Below are 16,438 nucleotides of genomic sequence, written 5' to 3'. Positions count from 1 at the left end.
TACACAAGACCCGAACCGGAAACATTACGCGCGGCATAAAACAAAGAATGAAAGCGTCAGGGAAAGCGCCTATTGCCTTTGTCATTGGAATCGCCCAGGATTCGTTCCGTCTGTATAATGCGGAAACCGACCCGCTGCCCCTGTAACGGGTGCTCACCGTCCGGTTACGCGCCTGAATATGCCGACTCCCGCCCGATACCACCACGGCTCCATTCTGTTCCGCACCGCTTTGAGCGACTCCCGTATCGGAAGGCGCTGAGGGCAGTGCGTTTCGCACTTGCCGCACTGGACGCACAGCCCCGCGCCGCTCGGCTTTATAGACGTCGCGCCCGTGCTGGTGGTGTATTGTTGCATTCCGGCGGAAAACCCCAGTGAAAACGACGTGTTGTACGCGGCAAAACAACTGGGAATGTTCACGCCGCGAGGGCACGGCATGCAGTAATTGCAGCCGGTACAGCGGATTTTATATGATTTGTTGAACTCCGCAACCACGAGGCGGTATGCGTCGCGTTCTGCGTCGGAGAGCATTCCCGCGGCGGCGGAATCCGCCAGAGCCGCGTTTTCGGCAAGCTGCCGGAACTCGCTCATGCCGGAGAGCACCACCGTCACTTCCGTCTGTTCCCAGAGCCACCGGAACGCCCACGCCGCGTTCGACCGTGCGGGATCTACGCGTCTGAACGCTTCGGACGCCGCTTCCGGCAGGCTTCCCGCGAGCTTCCCGCCCAGAAGCGGTTCCATGATGACGACAGGCAGCCCTTTTTCGTGCGCCTTCTTCAGCCCTGCGACTCCCGCCTGATAGTTTTCGTCCGAGTAGTTGTACTGAATCTGGCAGAGCTCCCAGTCGTATACGTCGAGCAACGACAGGAATTCGTCGCGGATACCGTGGAACGAAAAGCCGATATGCCTGATTCTGCCGCCCGCCTTCTGTTCCGCAAGCCATTCCCTGATTCCCCAGCCGCAGAGCCGCTCCCACGACGCCCGGTCGGTGAGCATGTGCAACAGGTAATAGTCTATGTATCCGGTCTTCAGCCGCTCCAGTTCCTTGCCGAAGAAGCGGTCGAAGTCTCCGCCGTTCTTGCACAGGACGAGCGGCAGTTTGCTGGCGACGTATATCTTTTCGCGGACACCGTGCTTTGCCAGTATCGTCCCCAGCGTCTCCTCGCTCCCCGGATAGATATACGCCGTATCGAAGTAGTTCACGCCGCGCTCAACCGCGCCCATAACGATTCGCTCCGTTTCCTGCGCGTCTATGACGCCCAGCTTCCGCGGGAACCGCATGCAGCCTAAGCCGAGGACAGACAACTTGTTGCCTGATTTTTGGTCGGTGCGGTACTGCATTTATTGCGCCCCGAAAATCATGTTCGGAATCCACAGCACTGCCTGCGGCAGGAACACAAGGATTGCCAGTTCCAAGAGCACCGCGCCCAGAAACGGCAGCGAATACTTGGCATATTCTTCCGGCGGGCAGTCGATAATGCCGCAGACCGTGTACAGCGCCGAGCCGACAGGCGGGGTCATCACGCCGAGCGTTACGATAGTCGCCATGAGCACGCCGAAATGCACCGGATCCATGCCGACTTTTGTAACCATTGGCAGGAAAATCGGGGTCAGGAGCAGGAAGTTCACGTTGCTGTCCACAAACATGCCGGTGATAAAGAGGAAGCCGAGCATAATCAGCGTGAGCAGCTGCGGGTTGTCGGTAATGCCGAAAATCAGGCTGCTCAGCAGCACGGGCAGCTTTACCAGCGTAATCGCGTAGCTGAAGGGACCGGACAGGGCGATAATCAGCATGATTGCGCCGTTGTCTTTGAACGAGGTAACGAGCGCCTCGATGAAGTTTTTCCACGTCAGCTCTTTGTACACGAACTTGCCGACGAGAATCGAGTAGACCACCGCGAACGCGCCGGATTCCGACGGGGTGAACACGCCGAAGCGGATTCCCACAATCAGGATTATGGGGAACAGCAGCGCCCATATCGAGTCTTTCAGATTTTCGCCCAGTTCTTTCAGCGTCAGGCGGGGAAGCTCCCGTCGCGGCGGGTCATATCGGTAATAGCGCGACGTGAGGCTCGTCGTCAGCATAAGGAAAACCGTCATCAGAACGCCGGGGACAATGCCCGCGGCGAAGAGCCGCCCGATAGAAACCTCGCCGATAAAGCCGAATATAATCAGACCGAGGCTCGGCGGAATTGTCGCCGTAATCAGGGCGGCAATGCAGTTCACCGCGCAGATATAGCCCTTTTTGTAGCCGAGTCGCAGCATCTCAGGACCGAGTATGCGGGTTTCCATAGCTGCGTCGGCGGTTGCCGAGCCGGAAACGCCGCCCATAAGCGTGCTCATTACGACCGAAATCTGCGCGGTGCCGCCGTACATGCGTCGGGTCAGCAGGCGGGCAAGCCCCAAAAGTCGTTCGGTGATTCCCGATACGTTCATCAAATTGCCGGCAAAAATGAAAAACGGCACGGCAAGGAAGGTAAAAGACTGACTCTGGGCGACGATGCGCTGCACCGCAATGGTGAGCGGCTCGCCGGCAGATATGAAATACGCCAACCCCGCGATTCCAATGACAAAGGCAATAGGCATACCCAGCGCTAAAAACAGCACAAAGCAAATGAGCAACAATGACATAACCCTATCCTTTTATTTTGTAATGTGCCGGTCGCGCTGTTCGCTGTACGCCCGTATGCAATTTTTTATTTTAAGCAGCGTCGAGACAATCATCGAAATAGCGGCGACGGGCAGACTGAGCGTTGCCCACGAAAAAGAAATCGGCAGGGACGAATACTGCCGGTTATAGTCGCTTCTCACCAGTTTTATCCCGAAATGCGCAAAAAACAGCAGCGCAGTCAATATGGCAGCCAGTATCACCAGAGATACGGTGTTTTGCGCCTTCTTGGGAAAATTCCGCGTGAGCAAGTCGATTCCCGTCATCTGTCCGGCTCGGAATGCGCAGTCGGCGCCTAAAAAAGACGCCCACGCCAATAGCAGCATCGCCAAGTCCATATTCCACGACAAGGGAACCTTGAGCATCCGCAGGATAGCCGACATAAAGGTGAGCGCGACAATGGCAACGAACGCCGTGCCGCAGACGGCCGTCTCGGTAGCGCAGAACGCCTTATAAATTTTTTTCATACAGCCTCCTTACAACCGACAAAGCGGAAAGCGAACGCCGCGCACCGTTTTCCGTCTTGCCAGTGCTGCCCCGCCTGGTGGTTACAAGTCCAGTTGCCGGAACAGTTCGTCTTTCAGTCCGGCGGAAAATCCCAGCTCGGCATAGAGCGGCTCGACCGCGGCTTCAAACGGTGCGGTATTCACCTCGGCGACGACCATTCCCTTTGCCTGCATTTCGGTTAAATCGTCCTGCTCTATTTTTGCCACTTTTGCCTGATACTCGGAGCATACGCTGCGGAATGTTTCGACCAGCACATCCTGCGCTTCTTTGGGTAACCGGTCAAAGAATTCCGTGCCGCACACAATGCTGCTGGTCAGCATATAGTGCCCGGTTTTGGCGGTGTATTTGAGCACCTCCCACAGGCGGTAGCCGTAGGAAGTCGGCGTCTGGATTTCGCACCCGTCGATAGCCTTCGACTGGACGCCTGTATAAATGTCGGTCGCCGGAATAGAGGTTTGCGCATAGCCCAGACTCTTTGCCAAACCGTTGCCGACGCTGTTGCTGAAGCCGCGTATTCGCAGCCCCCGCAAATCAGCGGGCGTTTTAATCTCTTTGTTGGTGATAAAATGCCGCATTCCGTTATAGAAATTGTTGGCAATGAGCTTGAGACCGGTTTTTTCAAAGTCTTTTTCCCACTGCTGATACAGCGGCGTGCCGTGCAGTTTGTCCAGCACCCTATAGTCTTTCAGCGCATACGGCGCCATGAGGATGCCGAAATCCGGCACTTTCTGGTTTGCGGAGAGGCGCGCGGGGTCTGACGGCACGACGAGGTGCGAGCCTTGCAGCGCCTGCGTTACCAAATCATCGGTGTCGCTGCTCAAAGCGCCCGACGTAAACACGTCGACGTCAAAGTAGCCGCTTGCATTCAGGCGGTCCGCCACTTTATAGAGCATTTGACTCTGCGGCGTGGAGTCCCCTTCGGTGCCCGCGAATCTGACCTTGATTTTCTTCGCGCCGATTTTATCGCACGCCGCGCACAGCAACGCCACCGCAGTTATCGCCAGCACTGATACAGCGCTTTTTTTCATTGCAAGCTCCTCCGAATCGTTGTGAACGCCGCGTCCGTCTGTGCAGAACACCAGTCGCGCGACTTTTATCGCGCAAAATAAGACGAGAGGCAGTATATCATGCGGGTATATGCTTGTCAAAAAAGGACGCCGAGTTTCGCGTTCCCCCTGCGGGGAACGTCCGAGTTCTTTGAAAGAACTCGGCAGATAGGCATAGCGCATAAGGTGGGCATAAAGGCAAAGCCTGTGTGCGGGAAACTTACGGCGTAAAGATAAGCCGCTTGGGGGCACAAAAAAGAGCAAGGCTTTCACCCTGCTCTTTTACTTTATATGCCTATTTTTCTGCCTTGTGGAAAGCCCCAGCAACCAGCTTCGGTAGACAGATAAGGAGCAATCCACTCTTTTAGCTGTCTTTTAGCCGCAGCGTGGGGTCATACGGCTGTTTATCTACGTCGTCCTGATACGCCGCGTCTCTGCTTTCTGGGTAAGCTGTTGGCTTATCATCGGTTAAATCCCAAAGCACGGCGAATGTCCTTGTGCGCGGGTCAAGCGTCGCAATTGCGCCGATAATCCCGCCTTCGCCGCCATACTGTATCCGAAACATTCCCGCCGCGTCTCTGAGAATGTCAAAACCGCCGCCAAAATCTCGTTTGACCTTCCAGTCAAACACGTCGAGCAACTTGCCGTCTTCGGCGCTTACGAGAAAAAATACGCCCCTATCCGTCGATAAATAAGACCAGCCTCCGCGACTGTTAGCTCGAGCACCTCCGGTATGGATATTGTTAAAAAGAAAAAACCGTCCGTCGGAAGAAACGCGGGAATTATATGATATGTGCCCCAGCAACAGAGCGACTGTTCCCATATTCCCGTCAACCTTATACAGCGATTCTCTTCCTTCCTCCGGCGTGTCTTTGAGAAAAAAGCACACCTTCCGGTCTTTCGCAAACTGAATGCCGCCCCATTCGGTAACGCCGTCCCACGAGCCGAGCAAGCGCGTTGTTTTGAGCGACCGGCTGTCCTGTGCATAGAGGCTCATCCTGCGTCCTTCTTCCCCGGCGCTGTATGCCAGCCGTTCGGCGCTTTTCAGCGACTCAAACGTGGAAACTATGCGCTCCGCTCCGGCGGCGCCGATTATTCGGAACAGGAACAGCAGCATTAGAACGCAGGTTTTGTGGTGCATTGTACCCCGTGTTTTCACAGTTCCGCTCCTCATAAATCGATCGACAGCCTCGTGCGCGGGAAAGCCCCGTCAACCCGCTTCGGTAGACAGATAAGGAGCGGACCTGCTCTTTTATTTGTCTTCTAGCCGCAGCGTGGGGTCACGCGGCTGTTTTACTACGTCGTCCTGATATGCCTCGTTGATACGGTTTGGAAGCGACAAATCCGTATTATTATCAGTCTCGTCCCAAAGCACGGTGAGTGTCCTCGTGCGTGGGTCAAGCGTCGCAACCGCGCCTATAGTCGAGCCTTCCCAGCTATAATATATAATGAATATTCCCGTTGGGTCTCGATAAATGACAAAACCGCCAGCGCTGTCCTTTTTTTTAACTTTCCAGTCAAACACGTCGAGCAGCTTTCCGTCGTCGGCGCTCACGAGGAAAAACACGCCCCTATCCGTCGATAGCTCATAACTGCCGGGAGACCGGCTGTGAAATCGGACACACCCAGTGCTGAGGCTGTTAAAAAGAAAAAACCGTCCGTCGGAAGATACGCGGGAATTATATGACACGCGCCCTAATAACAGAGTCACTGTTCCTGCATTTCCGTCAAGCTTATACAGCGATTCTCTTCCTTCCTCCGGCGTGTCTTTGAGGAAAAAGCATTCCTTCCGGTCTTTCGCAAACTGAATGCCACCCCATTCGGTAACGCCGTCCCACGAGCCGAGCAAGCGCGTTGTTTTGAGCGACCGGCTGTCCTGCGCATAAAGGCTCATCCTGCGTCCTTCATCCCCGGCGCTGTATGCTAGCCGCTCGGCGTTTTTCAGCGGCTCAAACGTGGAAACTATGCGCTGCGCTCCGGCGGCAGCGGCTATTCGGAACAGGAACAGCAGCGTTAAAGCGCAGGTTTTGCCGTGCACGTCTTATCGCGCTATCTGACGGTAAATACGCGATAAGCGCTTACGCATTCTACCGGAACAAACACGCTCCCGTCGGTACCAAGTTTCCAGCCTAAGTTGTACCGGTTGTTCTCGGCGGGATTTGTTCCCAAAACATTATCGTTGACAGACGTCCTGGATATTTTGTAGTAGAAACGGCCCCCGGAACGCGTTGTGGCAACAGCACTCGCGCCTACCCAATGGGTGCCCTGCGGATTCCCGGCGGTCCCCTTGTAATGGACCATTATCCCTATCAAATATTTTTCCGAATCTTCTTGGAGATCCCAAAATTCATCGACCCGTAATGGATTGTCGACTCTGCCCCCAATAGACAAATTGACGTCGGCTAGCGCATTACCCCACAGCAGACCGTTTCCTGAAAAATTACCCGGTTTTTCGATTATCGTACCGGGCGTAATATCGGAATTGTTGCGGGTGTACGCAATATTCGCCGCCAGCGTTACCGCGCACCCCTCATCTTTCATAAGCTTTCCGCCAGAGTTAGGTATCGGTGTACTACCCCAACCCCCGCCTTGCATCGTATACTGCTCGGCTATAGGCTTAACAAATCGGCTTGCGGCTCTGTCGTCATTCAAGGGTAACGCATCCAGCCAGCAGCGCTCATACTCCTGCACGGAATCGTATCCCTCATCCAGATACATTTGAGCGAAATCCTCGAACGAAAACCCAAAGTGCGCCGCTTTCGCGCGGGCAGAAACCCGCGCATACGCGGCTTCCAGCGTGACGGAAGCAGGCGGCTCGCTGCTGATTCCCGAACAAGCCGCGAGAGAAAGCGCGGCGACACCCGCCGCAATGATGCGTTTTGGAAACATTTTAACCCATTCTCCGGCTATATGCCGGAATATGCGTTGTATTCTTCGGCTTGCGGGACAAAGTCCTCAACAGCTTTTATACGCATAATAAAAAACGTTCAGCGTTTTGTCAACATTTTTTGCAAAAAAAACCGCGCCCGCCTCCATTTCCGGAGGCGGGCGCGGGACTCATGCCTGTTTTTCTGTTATATCCTTACGGGATGACCGCGGAAAACAGCGGACCCCAGGGACCGGACTCCCCTTTGGCGTTTTCGTAGCGGACGCAGAAGTACGCGGTCTTGCCGCTGTCCTCCGCGGGGAAGTCGAACGTCTCCTTTTTTCGGCGAGTGAACCGCGAATGAGGCAGCTCCTCGCCGGAAACCGGCGCCGCCGTCAGTTCCCGCTTCAAGCCGGCAGACGGAACCGCCGAAGCTCCGTCCGGCGAAAACACGCCCCAGTAAATGCGGAAACCGTAATCGGCGCGGTGCGGGTCGGGCGGGGAGTCCGCGACCGCCTTCAAATGCAGCGCCAGAATATGAACGCCCGGGCGGGTAACGTCCGCCTCCGCCTGAGCCGCGGGCGGCGGAACCGGCGTCCTTGTCGTGTCTTTTGGCTGCAGCTCAAGGGAGGTAAAATCCGCGTCCGACAGCGGCGGCGCTAAAAAATACCTGCTTTTGACAAAGCGCATTTTAACAAGCAGCGCCGCAAACGCCGCCTTGCACTCCGCCGTGATAACCGTCGTCCGCGCGCTGGACTGCGCCTGTCCCAGCAGCCTTTCCGCGTCAACGCTCAGCCCGTCGAGCGCCGTCTGCTCCGCTTCGGGGATATTCCAGGGGTTCCCCGTCTGGTTTCCCAGCACCGCGACCCAGTTCTGCGCCATTGCAAGCTGCGCTTCCCGATTTGTCGGGAGCCAATCCATGTTTTTAGGAATAACGTGCCTCCATTTTTTCTTATATCCTACTAAGAATATAGTCTTTTTTGCCCGCGTCGGCAAGTGCGCCCGGCGAAACCCGCGCTATGCACGGGTTTCGGTCGAGTTTCCTGTACGCCGCAGGAGCGCAGAAAGCGCTGCATGCAGGTTGCGCGGAGTGTGGGCGACGACCGGGGGTTTTGAGCGGCAGCGTTCCCCTTGCGGAAAACGTCCGAGTTTTTTGAAAGAACCCGGCAGAGAGGCAACGCGCAAAGCTGCGGGCGCGGATTCGCCTAAGCATGTTCTAAAAGGTATACCTTTTATGCTGAAAGGTATACCTTCTGTGTTAAAAGGTATACCTTCTGTGTTAAAAGGTATACCTTCTGTGTTGAAAGGTATACCTTCTGTGCTGAAAGGTATACCTTCTGTGCTGAAAGGTATACCTTCCGAGTTAAAAGGTGTACCTTCTGAAGCAAAAAGAGTACCTTTTAGAGTGAAAGGTATACCTTCTATGACAAAAGGTATACCTTTTGAAGCACAACCGCCCGATTACGCGCCGCGCTTGGGCATAAAAAAAACGGCGGGAGCCGTGCTTGTTTCGCAGAAAAACATAGATATGCTTGTAAAAAAGACGTTCGTGCCCTAAAATCAGCCCATACTATTTTGCGGAGGGAACGTGCCAACATACGGCGGCATACAGAAGGAGGAAACGCTGAAAGGGCTTGTCCGCGACGACTATTTCCCGCAATTCGGCTACGAACCGAATATCGGCAATATCGACTTTGTAATCACCGATAAGAAAACACGCACAGACCTTTTCAGCGACGGCGCGGGAAGCTCAAAGCATTATCTTTGGGCGGAAGCGAAGAAAGGCGCCCATGATATTTTCGATATGCTCACCCAGCTCATCCTCACCTGCAAGAAAACCTACGAAAAGGGCGAACATTTAGCGCCGCCGTGGCTCGGCTGTTTCGACGAGGCGCGTATTGCCTTCGTGCCGTTTCACGCGCTGCTGCCGATTTTTACCGAAACAGATTTTAACTGGAACCAGACGCCGAGCAATCACGAAACGGCGGATTTTCAAAAAGCGCGGGAAAAAGTTACAAAGCTGATTGGCGCGAAAATCACGGTCTATGCCTTCGGCGCGGACGACCGGGAACTGAAAGAGTTTATCAAAACGCATTTTGCAGACGAAGCGTCCGCCTCCATAAAAAGCCCCATAACCAAAGATAACTTTGTGCAGATTTTTATCAAATGGGTAAAAGAAGTAAAGCCGGTTATCAATTTGTCAAAAGAGAGGTGGGCAAGGTTTATAAAAAACGGCATACTTGACGGCGATTTTTATCGCGCCGATATAATGTCTTCTAACGGCAACAGCATCACGGAAAAGCTAAAGATTGTTCTTGAGAATGACAAGTATAAATTGCGTGAGAATATCGAGGGCGACTGGTTTGAGAACAAGATAGATTTTACCGACGGCGGCGCGGCGTATAGCCGTTTCTGGAATAGATACAAACGTCCGCCTGCGGCAGAGTACCAGCAGCATATTATCGACCGGCGCGACTTGCTGGTGCCGCAGAATATCCGCGAGGTGAAAGGCTCGTTCTTTACGCCGAAAATTTGGGCGGATAAATCAAAGGAATATCTTAAGGCTTGTTTCGGGGAGAACTGGCAGGACGAATACTATGTGTGGGACTGCGCGGCGGGGACGGGGAACCTGCTTGCGGGATTGTCGAATGAATATAACGTGTGGGCTTCCGACGTTGAACAGGGAAATGTCGAAACCATGCAGAGCCTTATAGACATAGACGAAAACTTAAACCTGTTGAGCGGGCACGTGTTTCAATTTGATTTTTTGAACGACAGTTTTGACAAACTGCCCGCGGAACTGAAGAAGATTATCGGCGACCCGGAGAAGCGCAAGAAGCTGATTGTGTATATCAACCCGCCGTATGCGGAGGCGGGAAACCAAAAAATGCCTATGGGAGGCGGGGATCCCAAGACAGGTGTTTCGGTGCATAACAAAATCAAAGACAAATACCAACCGTTTATAGGCGCGGCGACCAATGAACTTTCAGCGCAATTTATGGCTCGTATTTACCGTGAAATATCAAAGTGTAAATTAGCAGTATTCTCAAAAATGAAATTTATTTGCACTCAGAATTTTATTAAATTCAGAAAATTTTTTAACGCTGATTACAAAGCTGGTTTTGTCGTTCGTGCCGACACTTTTGATAATGTAATCGGTAATTTTCCTATTGCTTTCACCATCTGGGATTTAAACGGTGAACGTTTTCCTGAATATATTGAGGTAGATATACCAAAATATGGCGGGAAAAAACGATACTGGGATGACTTTCATAAATCTATTAATCACTGGATACGAAAATTTGATAATATACGCGAAAAAAGTATTGGATTATTGATTTGCGAATCTCCTGATTTTCAAAAAATACATCAGCCGTATCTTACGTTATCAATTGATACCAGAAAAAGTAGACAGTTCTTTTGTACTGATAAAACGATCCTTACAGCTTCTGTCTATTTTGCCGTTCGTCTCTGTATTGAACCAACTTGGCTCAATGACCGCGACCAATTTTACTTTCCCAATGACAACTATAAAACAGACGTTGAGTTTCAAAATGACTGTTTGCTATTTACCTTGTTTCACGGACAAAACCGTATTTCTTCCCGCGATGGCGTCAACCACTGGCTCCCCTTCACCGAAAAAGAAGTAGGCGCACGGGAAAAATTTGAATCCGCCTTTATGAGCGGCTTTCTCAAGGGCAAAACCTTTAGCGCAGAAGCCGCCGCCGTGCTGGACGCGGGGCGGGAACTGTGGAAACACTATCACGCCAAAACCAAGGATAACAGAACCGCTTCCGTCAACGCTTCTTTTTATGATATACGGGAATATTTTCAGGGGCGGAAAGAAAGCGGCGCGATGAACGCAAAGTCGGAGGATGAAACCTACACCGCGCTTCTTGCCGCCTTGCGCGAAAAGCTCAAAACGCTTGCGGCGAAGATACGGCCGAAGGTGTATGAGTACGGGTTTTTGAAGGAATAAGAAATGAATGGTTTTGGAATAAAAGAGTTTCAATTTTGTGGCGAACCATGGATGTTTGTAAGTGAAAACAGTAATGATGTTTGTATTCTCCAAAAAGAAGATTTTGGTACAATTTTTGTTACCGAAGGTGTTATAATCTATTGTAATGATAACAAAAACTTGCAGTACAAAATATTATCCGTTTTGTACGAACAACATTTATTGGAGATTAAGAAAAGAATTTGTATTTGTATTTACGATGAACAAAAATCACTTTTTGAAATTACGAAAAATAAAACTTGTTTTACCATTAACGAGCTACTGGCACAATTTCCAGAGAATATTGCAGAAATATTAGAACGTTCATTGCTCAACCTATCACGACAATTTCCAAATCGGGGGCAGGAAATAATACTTGAAGATATAAATCAGGAAAGACAAATATTGCCTTGCTACTGTTTTTTTGCGAAAGATGAAAAAGAACAGGGTTTCATCATTGACGCTATGCTTGAAAAGAATTGGCTTTCTAAAATAGATGGGATTCATACGTGGCCACTGAAAATAACGGTAACAGGCTGGCTTGAAATTGAGAGTACCCTGAAACGGACAGACAGTAAAAATGTTTTTGTCGCTATGATGTTTGATGAAAAGACAAATGAAGCGTGGAACTACGTGCAAAAAGCAATCTCAGAACTCGGCTTTAATCCGGTACGCATAGATAAAGTCGAATTCAACGATGAAATTAACGGGCAAATACTGCTAAATATTAAACAGTCCGCTTTTGTCGTTGCCGACATTACAGGACACCGCAACGGCGTATATTTTGAAGCCGGTTTTGCTATGGCATTAAAGAAAGACGTTATATTTGCCTGTTCGGAAGTCGACTTTGAGAAGAAGCACTTTGACGTAAGTCATTATAACATTATAAAATGGAAAGACGAGCAAGATTTATACGAAAAACTGAAAGATAGAATACAGGGGACAATAGCGCTAAAATAAAACAACGGTGTATATAACAAAAGCACGGTGTGCCGTCTTTGCCGCAACGCTTCACCGGCTTCTTTTGACTGCCCCAGACTCAAATCCAGCGCTGCCTGCGCATGAGCGCAGGCGGTATTCCCTTACACATACACGGCGTGCACCTTCGGCAGCGTTTTTTTCATCGAGCCTTCCGGCACGGGGATTTTCATAGCGCGCCGTATCTGCTCGTAGATTCTTGCCACTTCCGCCATAAAGGGCGTTGCCTGACGATTCTTTTCCAGCGCTATTGCAATAAAGCCAGCCCGTGTTTCATTGTACGATGTTACCAAATCATCTGCCGCAAGCCAACATAGTGACCGGCGCATAAGGCTATCGAGCGGTTCCGCTCGCCCCGCCATTACGCATACACCGGCGTGCACCTTCGGCAGCGTTTTTTTCATCGAGCCTTCCGGCACGGGGATTTTCATAGCGCGCCGTATCTGCTCGTAGATTCTTGCCACTTCCGCCGCCGCCCATACTTGGTCGAGAATCCGCTCAACGCGGATAGCGCAGTACTTATATTCCGGCGTTTTGCTCTGCGGGTCGAGGTAGGGGACGGTAAGCTCGTTCACCGCCCCTATCCACCACTGGTGGGTCATATACGCGTTGCCTTTGCGCACGCGCTTTGTAACTTCGGCGCGCGCGTAGCAGTGTCCGCGTTTGGAAACGCATTTCACTATGTCGCCGTTTTTTATGTCGGCAGCGTGCGCGTCCCAGGGCGACACCTCGATGCCGCCCGGCTCGTCCTCAAGGTTGCGCAGGGTGCGGCAGTTGCCCGACATTGTCCGCGTTGAATAATGCCCTACCGCGTGGAAGTTTGAAAGGGCTATCGGGTATTCGCTGTTTTCCTTCTCTTTGACCGGCGCGTACTCGGCTGCCATGAATTTGCCCTTGCCGTCGGGCGTCGAAAAGACGCCGCCCTTGTGGAGATACTGTGTTCCCCGGTCGTTTATATCGCGCGTCCGGCACGGCCAGCGGATATTGCCGTACTTTTCGATTTTTTCATACGTCACGCCGGCGTAACTCGGGGTGAGGCTGAGCATTTCTTCCCAGATTTCCTCCTGATTGCTGTAGTGCATAGGGTAGCCCATTGCCGTTGACACAAGAGAGATGATTTCCCAGTCTTCTTTTACGTCCCCGGTCGGTTCCAGCAGTTTGCGGAGCCTTTGGACGTTGCGGTCCGTCGCCGATACGGTGCCGTTATGTTCGCCCCAGCCTGTCGCGGGAAGGACGGCGTCGGCGTACACGCTGGTGCCGTTCATAAAAATATCCTGCAGCACCACAAAGTCGAGTTTTTCGAGGGCTTCGCGCACTTCCTCTAAGTTGGGGTCGGAGTGGGCGGGGTCTTCGCCGTATACATAGTAGGCGTGTATCTGTTTTGCCGGGTCAGGTTCTTCCAGGACGCGCTCCGGCACGCGGGTTGCGTGAAGCCCGGCGTTGGGCGAAAGTTTCGCGCCCCACGCTTTTTCAAACTTAGCCTGAACCTCGGGGCTGGCGACGGACTGATAGCCCGTATACACATTCGGCAAAGCGCCCATATCGCAGGCGCCTTGTACGTTGTTCTGTCCGCGCACGGGGGCGACACCGGTAGACGGACGCCCGAAGTTTCCCGTCATAAGCAAAATGGCGCAGATGCCTTTTATAACGTCCGTTCCCTGGGTAAACTGCGTTACGCCCATTCCCCACATAACGACCGAGTGGCGGGATTTTGCGAAAAGCCGAGCCGCTGTTCGTATATCGTCGGGCTTTATCCCGCAGATAGCGCCTGCGTATTCGGGCGTGTATTTGAGGAGAACCGCCTTGTATTCGTCAAAGCCCGTCGTATGCGCCTCGACAAATTCGTGGTCGATAAGGTCTTCGGCGATAATCACGTTTGCTATGCCGTTTATAACGGCCATATTCGTGCCGCCTTTGATTTGCAAAAAAATGTCCGAAATCCGCGCCGTTTCGGTAAAGCGCGGGTCTACGCAGATGATTTTTGCGCCTTTTTGCTTCGCTTTGAGCATATGGCGGGCAACAAGCGGGTGCGCCGACGCCGCGTTGTAGCCTATGTTGAGCATTACTTCGATATTGTCAATTTCAGGTATCGAAAGGGACATTGCCCCCGCACCTATCGCCGCGCTGCAACCTGCAACGGAAGCCGCGTGTCAGAGGCGGGCGCAGTGGTCTACGTTGTTTGTGCCTATACACGCCCGCATAAACTTCTGCATAAGATAGTTGTTTTCGTTGGTGCTTCGCGCCGAGCCGGTGCCCATAATGGAGTCCGGACCCCATTTCTCTTTTATCGCACGGAGGTTGTCGGCGACAAACTTGATAGCCTCGTCCCACTCAGCCTCGACTAAGGGAGAGTGCCTGCCGTTTTTGCGTATCATCGGTTTACGAATACGCTTGGTGAGAATTTTAGGGTCGTTCAAAAAGTCCCAGCCGTACCAGCCTTTCAGGCAAGCCTTGCCTTCGTTTATTTCGCTCTGTGCGGGGCGGCAATCGACGATTTTGTTCTCATTCTCGTTTACCGTTAATATGAGCTGGCAGCCCGTGCCGCAATAGGGGCAGGTAGTCTGCACATCTTTGCCTTTTACCGACATAATGGCGTCTCCTTTCAAATTGACTTGCTTTCAAAATAATAAAAGGCACTCAGCGATTTGTCAACGCCTTTTTGTAAAAAGAGCGGCGGGAAGCAATGCGCCGCGCTGGAGCACGAAAAAAACGGCGGGAGCCGTGCCGCCGCAAGCGGAACGACCGGCGCACAAGATTATTAAGAAAGCTGACCGAAAGGCGAAAAGAAACGGCTGTACGCCGCGGATTCCTTTCGTCGATAGGCAAAAGCCTTTATGCCGAGTTCGTTTTTCAAACTCGCGGCAGGGGCAATAGCGCAATCTTAAAAAACAGGCTATAATAATTTCCATGTTTGAAACAAGCGCGAATTTGACGGAAACACGCTTACAGGACGGCAATCTGTTAGCCGAGATTGACGGCTTGGATAGCAGGCTCAAAGAAAAATATGACTCTGTGCTTTCTATAGATACCGCGCTCAATAGAAAAATCGTAAGTTTTCAAGCAAACAAGGACATACCTTTTTATAGATGGTATAAATATAAGGAAGGATTTTCTGTCAGCCTCTTGAATCATTATTTTTTTAAATTCGGCATAAAACCGGGGGAAGTTGTTTTAGACCCATTCGCGGGAAGCGGGACGTCCCTTTTTGCCGCAAGCGATTTGGGCATTGATTCTATAGGGATTGAATTATTACCCATTGGGCAGGAACTTATCAAGGCGCGTAATTTATTGCAAAATAACTTTTCTGACGCTGAATTTAACAGATTGTTATTCTGGAAAGAAAATAAACCGTGGATTGACGCTAAAAACGGCGATGCCTTTATCATATTAAAAATAACCAATGGCGCTTATACAGAAGAAAGCGCTGTTTTAATAAAGCAATATCTTTCATGCATGAAAAATGAGAATGCCAGTGTACAAAAAATATTGTTGTTTACGTTGTGCTGTATTCTTGAAAATATCAGTTTCACCCGAAAAGACGGACAGTATTTACGGTGGGATCAGCGTTCCGGACGGTGCTGGGGGGCAATTCCTTTTGACAAAGGCGAAATTAAAAATTTTAATGACGCAATTACTGAAAAGCTGGGGGAAATTATTGCTGATTCAAAAGGTTTTACAGGCAGTTTGTTTGATTTTTCTGAATCAAAAACAAAACGAGGTAAAATCACCCTTATTGAAGGGTCATGCCTTAACGAGCTTCAAAAACTGCAAGATGCTGCCATTGATGTAATAATAACATCACCGCCTTATTGTAATCGGTATGATTATACCAGAACGTATGCTTTGGAATTGGCTATGCTTGGTGTTGATGAAAAAAAACTTTTGTCATTGCGGCAGGAAATGGTAAGCTGCACCGTAGAAAATAGAGAAAAAAAGTTGCTTGAAATTAACTCTTCATGGGCTATTCCTTTAGAGGCGGTTGAAAAGCAAGAACTCTTACAAAAAATTCTTTTGTTTCTTAACCATAAGAAACAGGAAAAAACATTAAACAACAACGGCATCCCAAGAATGGTTAAAGGATATTTTTACGAAATGGCCTGCGTGATTTTTGAATTTTCGCGTGTTCTAAAAAAAGACGCGCGGGTAGTTATGGTTAATGATAATGTACGGTATGCAGGCGCAAGCATATCGGTTGATTTAATTTTATCTGATATTGCGGCGCGCTTTGGTTTTGAGGTTGAGTCAATATCTGTTTTGCCTATTGCGAAAGGGAATAGCAGTCAGCAGATGAGCGAACACGGTCGGGACGCTTTAAGAAAATGTGTGTATACGTGGAGAAAAAATGATAACCTATACTAATCATATCGCTGCGGCAGATG

At 51.0% G+C, this 16,438-nt stretch carries 13 protein-coding genes and 1 pseudogene; 4 read left to right on the top strand and 10 right to left on the bottom strand.

All coding sequences use genetic code 11. The annotated features are described in order from the left end of the window. Window positions 1-153: 153 nt before the first annotated feature. The 8 genes from AWU74_RS09305 to AWU74_RS09265 form a co-directional block, all read right to left on the bottom strand. On the bottom strand, window positions 154-1,338 hold the full coding sequence (locus AWU74_RS09305) for an aldo/keto reductase (RefSeq protein ID WP_062329100.1): 1,185 nt from the start codon (window positions 1,336-1,338) through the stop codon (window positions 154-156). After that, window positions 1,339-2,628 (bottom strand): TRAP transporter large permease, encoded by a 1,290-nt coding sequence (locus tag AWU74_RS09300; RefSeq protein ID WP_062329098.1) that lies wholly within the window; start codon window positions 2,626-2,628, stop codon window positions 1,339-1,341. 12 nt (window positions 2,629-2,640) lie between these two features. Continuing rightward, window positions 2,641-3,132 (bottom strand): TRAP transporter small permease, encoded by a 492-nt coding sequence (locus AWU74_RS09295; protein ID WP_062329096.1) that lies wholly within the window; start codon window positions 3,130-3,132, stop codon window positions 2,641-2,643. Between the two features lie 81 nt (window positions 3,133-3,213). Continuing rightward, window positions 3,214-4,200 carry a TRAP transporter substrate-binding protein DctP gene (dctP, locus tag AWU74_RS09290; RefSeq protein WP_162505175.1) on the bottom strand — a complete coding sequence of 329 codons (987 nt, stop codon included), beginning with the start codon at window positions 4,198-4,200 and terminating at the stop codon, window positions 3,214-3,216. A 382-nt stretch (window positions 4,201-4,582) separates the two neighbouring features. After that, on the bottom strand, window positions 4,583-5,377 hold the full coding sequence (locus AWU74_RS09285) for a hypothetical protein (RefSeq protein ID WP_162505174.1): 795 nt from the start codon (window positions 5,375-5,377) through the stop codon (window positions 4,583-4,585). Window positions 5,378-5,470: 93 nt separating this feature from the next. Further along, window positions 5,471-6,256: a hypothetical protein gene (locus tag AWU74_RS09280; protein WP_059370076.1), complete on the bottom strand. Its 786-nt coding sequence runs from the start codon at window positions 6,254-6,256 to the stop codon at window positions 5,471-5,473. Between the two features lie 11 nt (window positions 6,257-6,267). Further along, window positions 6,268-7,107, bottom strand: coding sequence for a hypothetical protein (locus AWU74_RS09275; RefSeq protein WP_162505173.1), 840 nt, complete (start codon window positions 7,105-7,107; stop codon window positions 6,268-6,270). A gap of 193 nt (window positions 7,108-7,300) precedes the next feature. Beyond that, window positions 7,301-8,005, bottom strand: coding sequence for a hypothetical protein (locus AWU74_RS09265; RefSeq protein ID WP_062329083.1), 705 nt, complete (start codon window positions 8,003-8,005; stop codon window positions 7,301-7,303). Between the two features lie 232 nt (window positions 8,006-8,237). On the opposite strand from AWU74_RS09265, the gene AWU74_RS11220 reads away from it, so the two are divergent. The 3 genes from AWU74_RS11220 to AWU74_RS12505 are packed head-to-tail and all read left to right on the top strand — an operon-like array spanning window position 8,238 to window position 12,041. Continuing rightward, window positions 8,238-8,642, top strand: coding sequence for a hypothetical protein (locus tag AWU74_RS11220; RefSeq protein ID WP_162505172.1), 405 nt, complete (start codon window positions 8,238-8,240; stop codon window positions 8,640-8,642). A gap of 30 nt (window positions 8,643-8,672) precedes the next feature. Next, window positions 8,673-11,063, top strand: a complete 2,391-nt coding sequence (locus tag AWU74_RS09260) for a hypothetical protein (protein ID WP_062329078.1) — start codon at window positions 8,673-8,675, stop codon at window positions 11,061-11,063. 3 nt (window positions 11,064-11,066) lie between these two features. Continuing rightward, a complete protein-coding gene (locus AWU74_RS12505; protein WP_062329074.1) occupies window positions 11,067-12,041 on the top strand; it encodes a TIR domain-containing protein in 975 nt (324 codons plus the stop codon). A 122-nt stretch (window positions 12,042-12,163) separates the two neighbouring features. Here the strand turns inward: AWU74_RS12505 and AWU74_RS12375 are convergent, their stop codons facing one another. Both AWU74_RS12375 and fdhF read right to left on the bottom strand, forming a co-directional pair. Then, on the bottom strand, window positions 12,164-12,388 hold the full coding sequence (locus AWU74_RS12375; RefSeq protein WP_238580308.1) for an AvaI/BsoBI family type II restriction endonuclease: 225 nt from the start codon (window positions 12,386-12,388) through the stop codon (window positions 12,164-12,166). 192 nt (window positions 12,389-12,580) lie between these two features. Next, a pseudogene (gene fdhF, locus AWU74_RS09250) lies at window positions 12,581-14,647 on the bottom strand (formate dehydrogenase subunit alpha); the annotation flags it as partial. Between the two features lie 319 nt (window positions 14,648-14,966). Between fdhF and AWU74_RS09240 the strand changes: the two are divergent. Continuing rightward, window positions 14,967-16,418 (top strand): DNA methyltransferase, encoded by a 1,452-nt coding sequence (locus AWU74_RS09240; protein ID WP_062329063.1) that lies wholly within the window; start codon window positions 14,967-14,969, stop codon window positions 16,416-16,418. Window positions 16,419-16,438 lie beyond the last annotated feature (20 nt).

Source organism: Treponema endosymbiont of Eucomonympha sp. (assembly GCF_001028545.1).
This window is presented reverse-complemented; position numbering and strand designations above follow the sequence as displayed.

Coding starts and splice junctions, on each gene's coding strand:
- AWU74_RS09305 (WP_062329100.1), bottom strand. CDS start 1,338: ATGCAGTACCGCACCGACCAAAAATCAGGCAACAAGTTGTCTGTCCTC.
- AWU74_RS09300 (WP_062329098.1), bottom strand. CDS start 2,628: ATGTCATTGTTGCTCATTTGCTTTGTGCTGTTTTTAGCGCTGGGTATG.
- AWU74_RS09295 (WP_062329096.1), bottom strand. CDS start 3,132: ATGAAAAAAATTTATAAGGCGTTCTGCGCTACCGAGACGGCCGTCTGC.
- dctP (WP_162505175.1), bottom strand. CDS start 4,200: ATGAAAAAAAGCGCTGTATCAGTGCTGGCGATAACTGCGGTGGCGTTG.
- AWU74_RS09275 (WP_162505173.1), bottom strand. CDS start 7,107: ATGTTTCCAAAACGCATCATTGCGGCGGGTGTCGCCGCGCTTTCTCTC.
- AWU74_RS09265 (WP_062329083.1), bottom strand. CDS start 8,005: ATGGATTGGCTCCCGACAAATCGGGAAGCGCAGCTTGCAATGGCGCAG.
- AWU74_RS12505 (WP_062329074.1), top strand. CDS start 11,067: ATGAATGGTTTTGGAATAAAAGAGTTTCAATTTTGTGGCGAACCATGG.
- AWU74_RS12375 (WP_238580308.1), bottom strand. CDS start 12,388: ATGCGCCGGTCACTATGTTGGCTTGCGGCAGATGATTTGGTAACATCG.
- AWU74_RS09240 (WP_062329063.1), top strand. CDS start 14,967: ATGTTTGAAACAAGCGCGAATTTGACGGAAACACGCTTACAGGACGGC.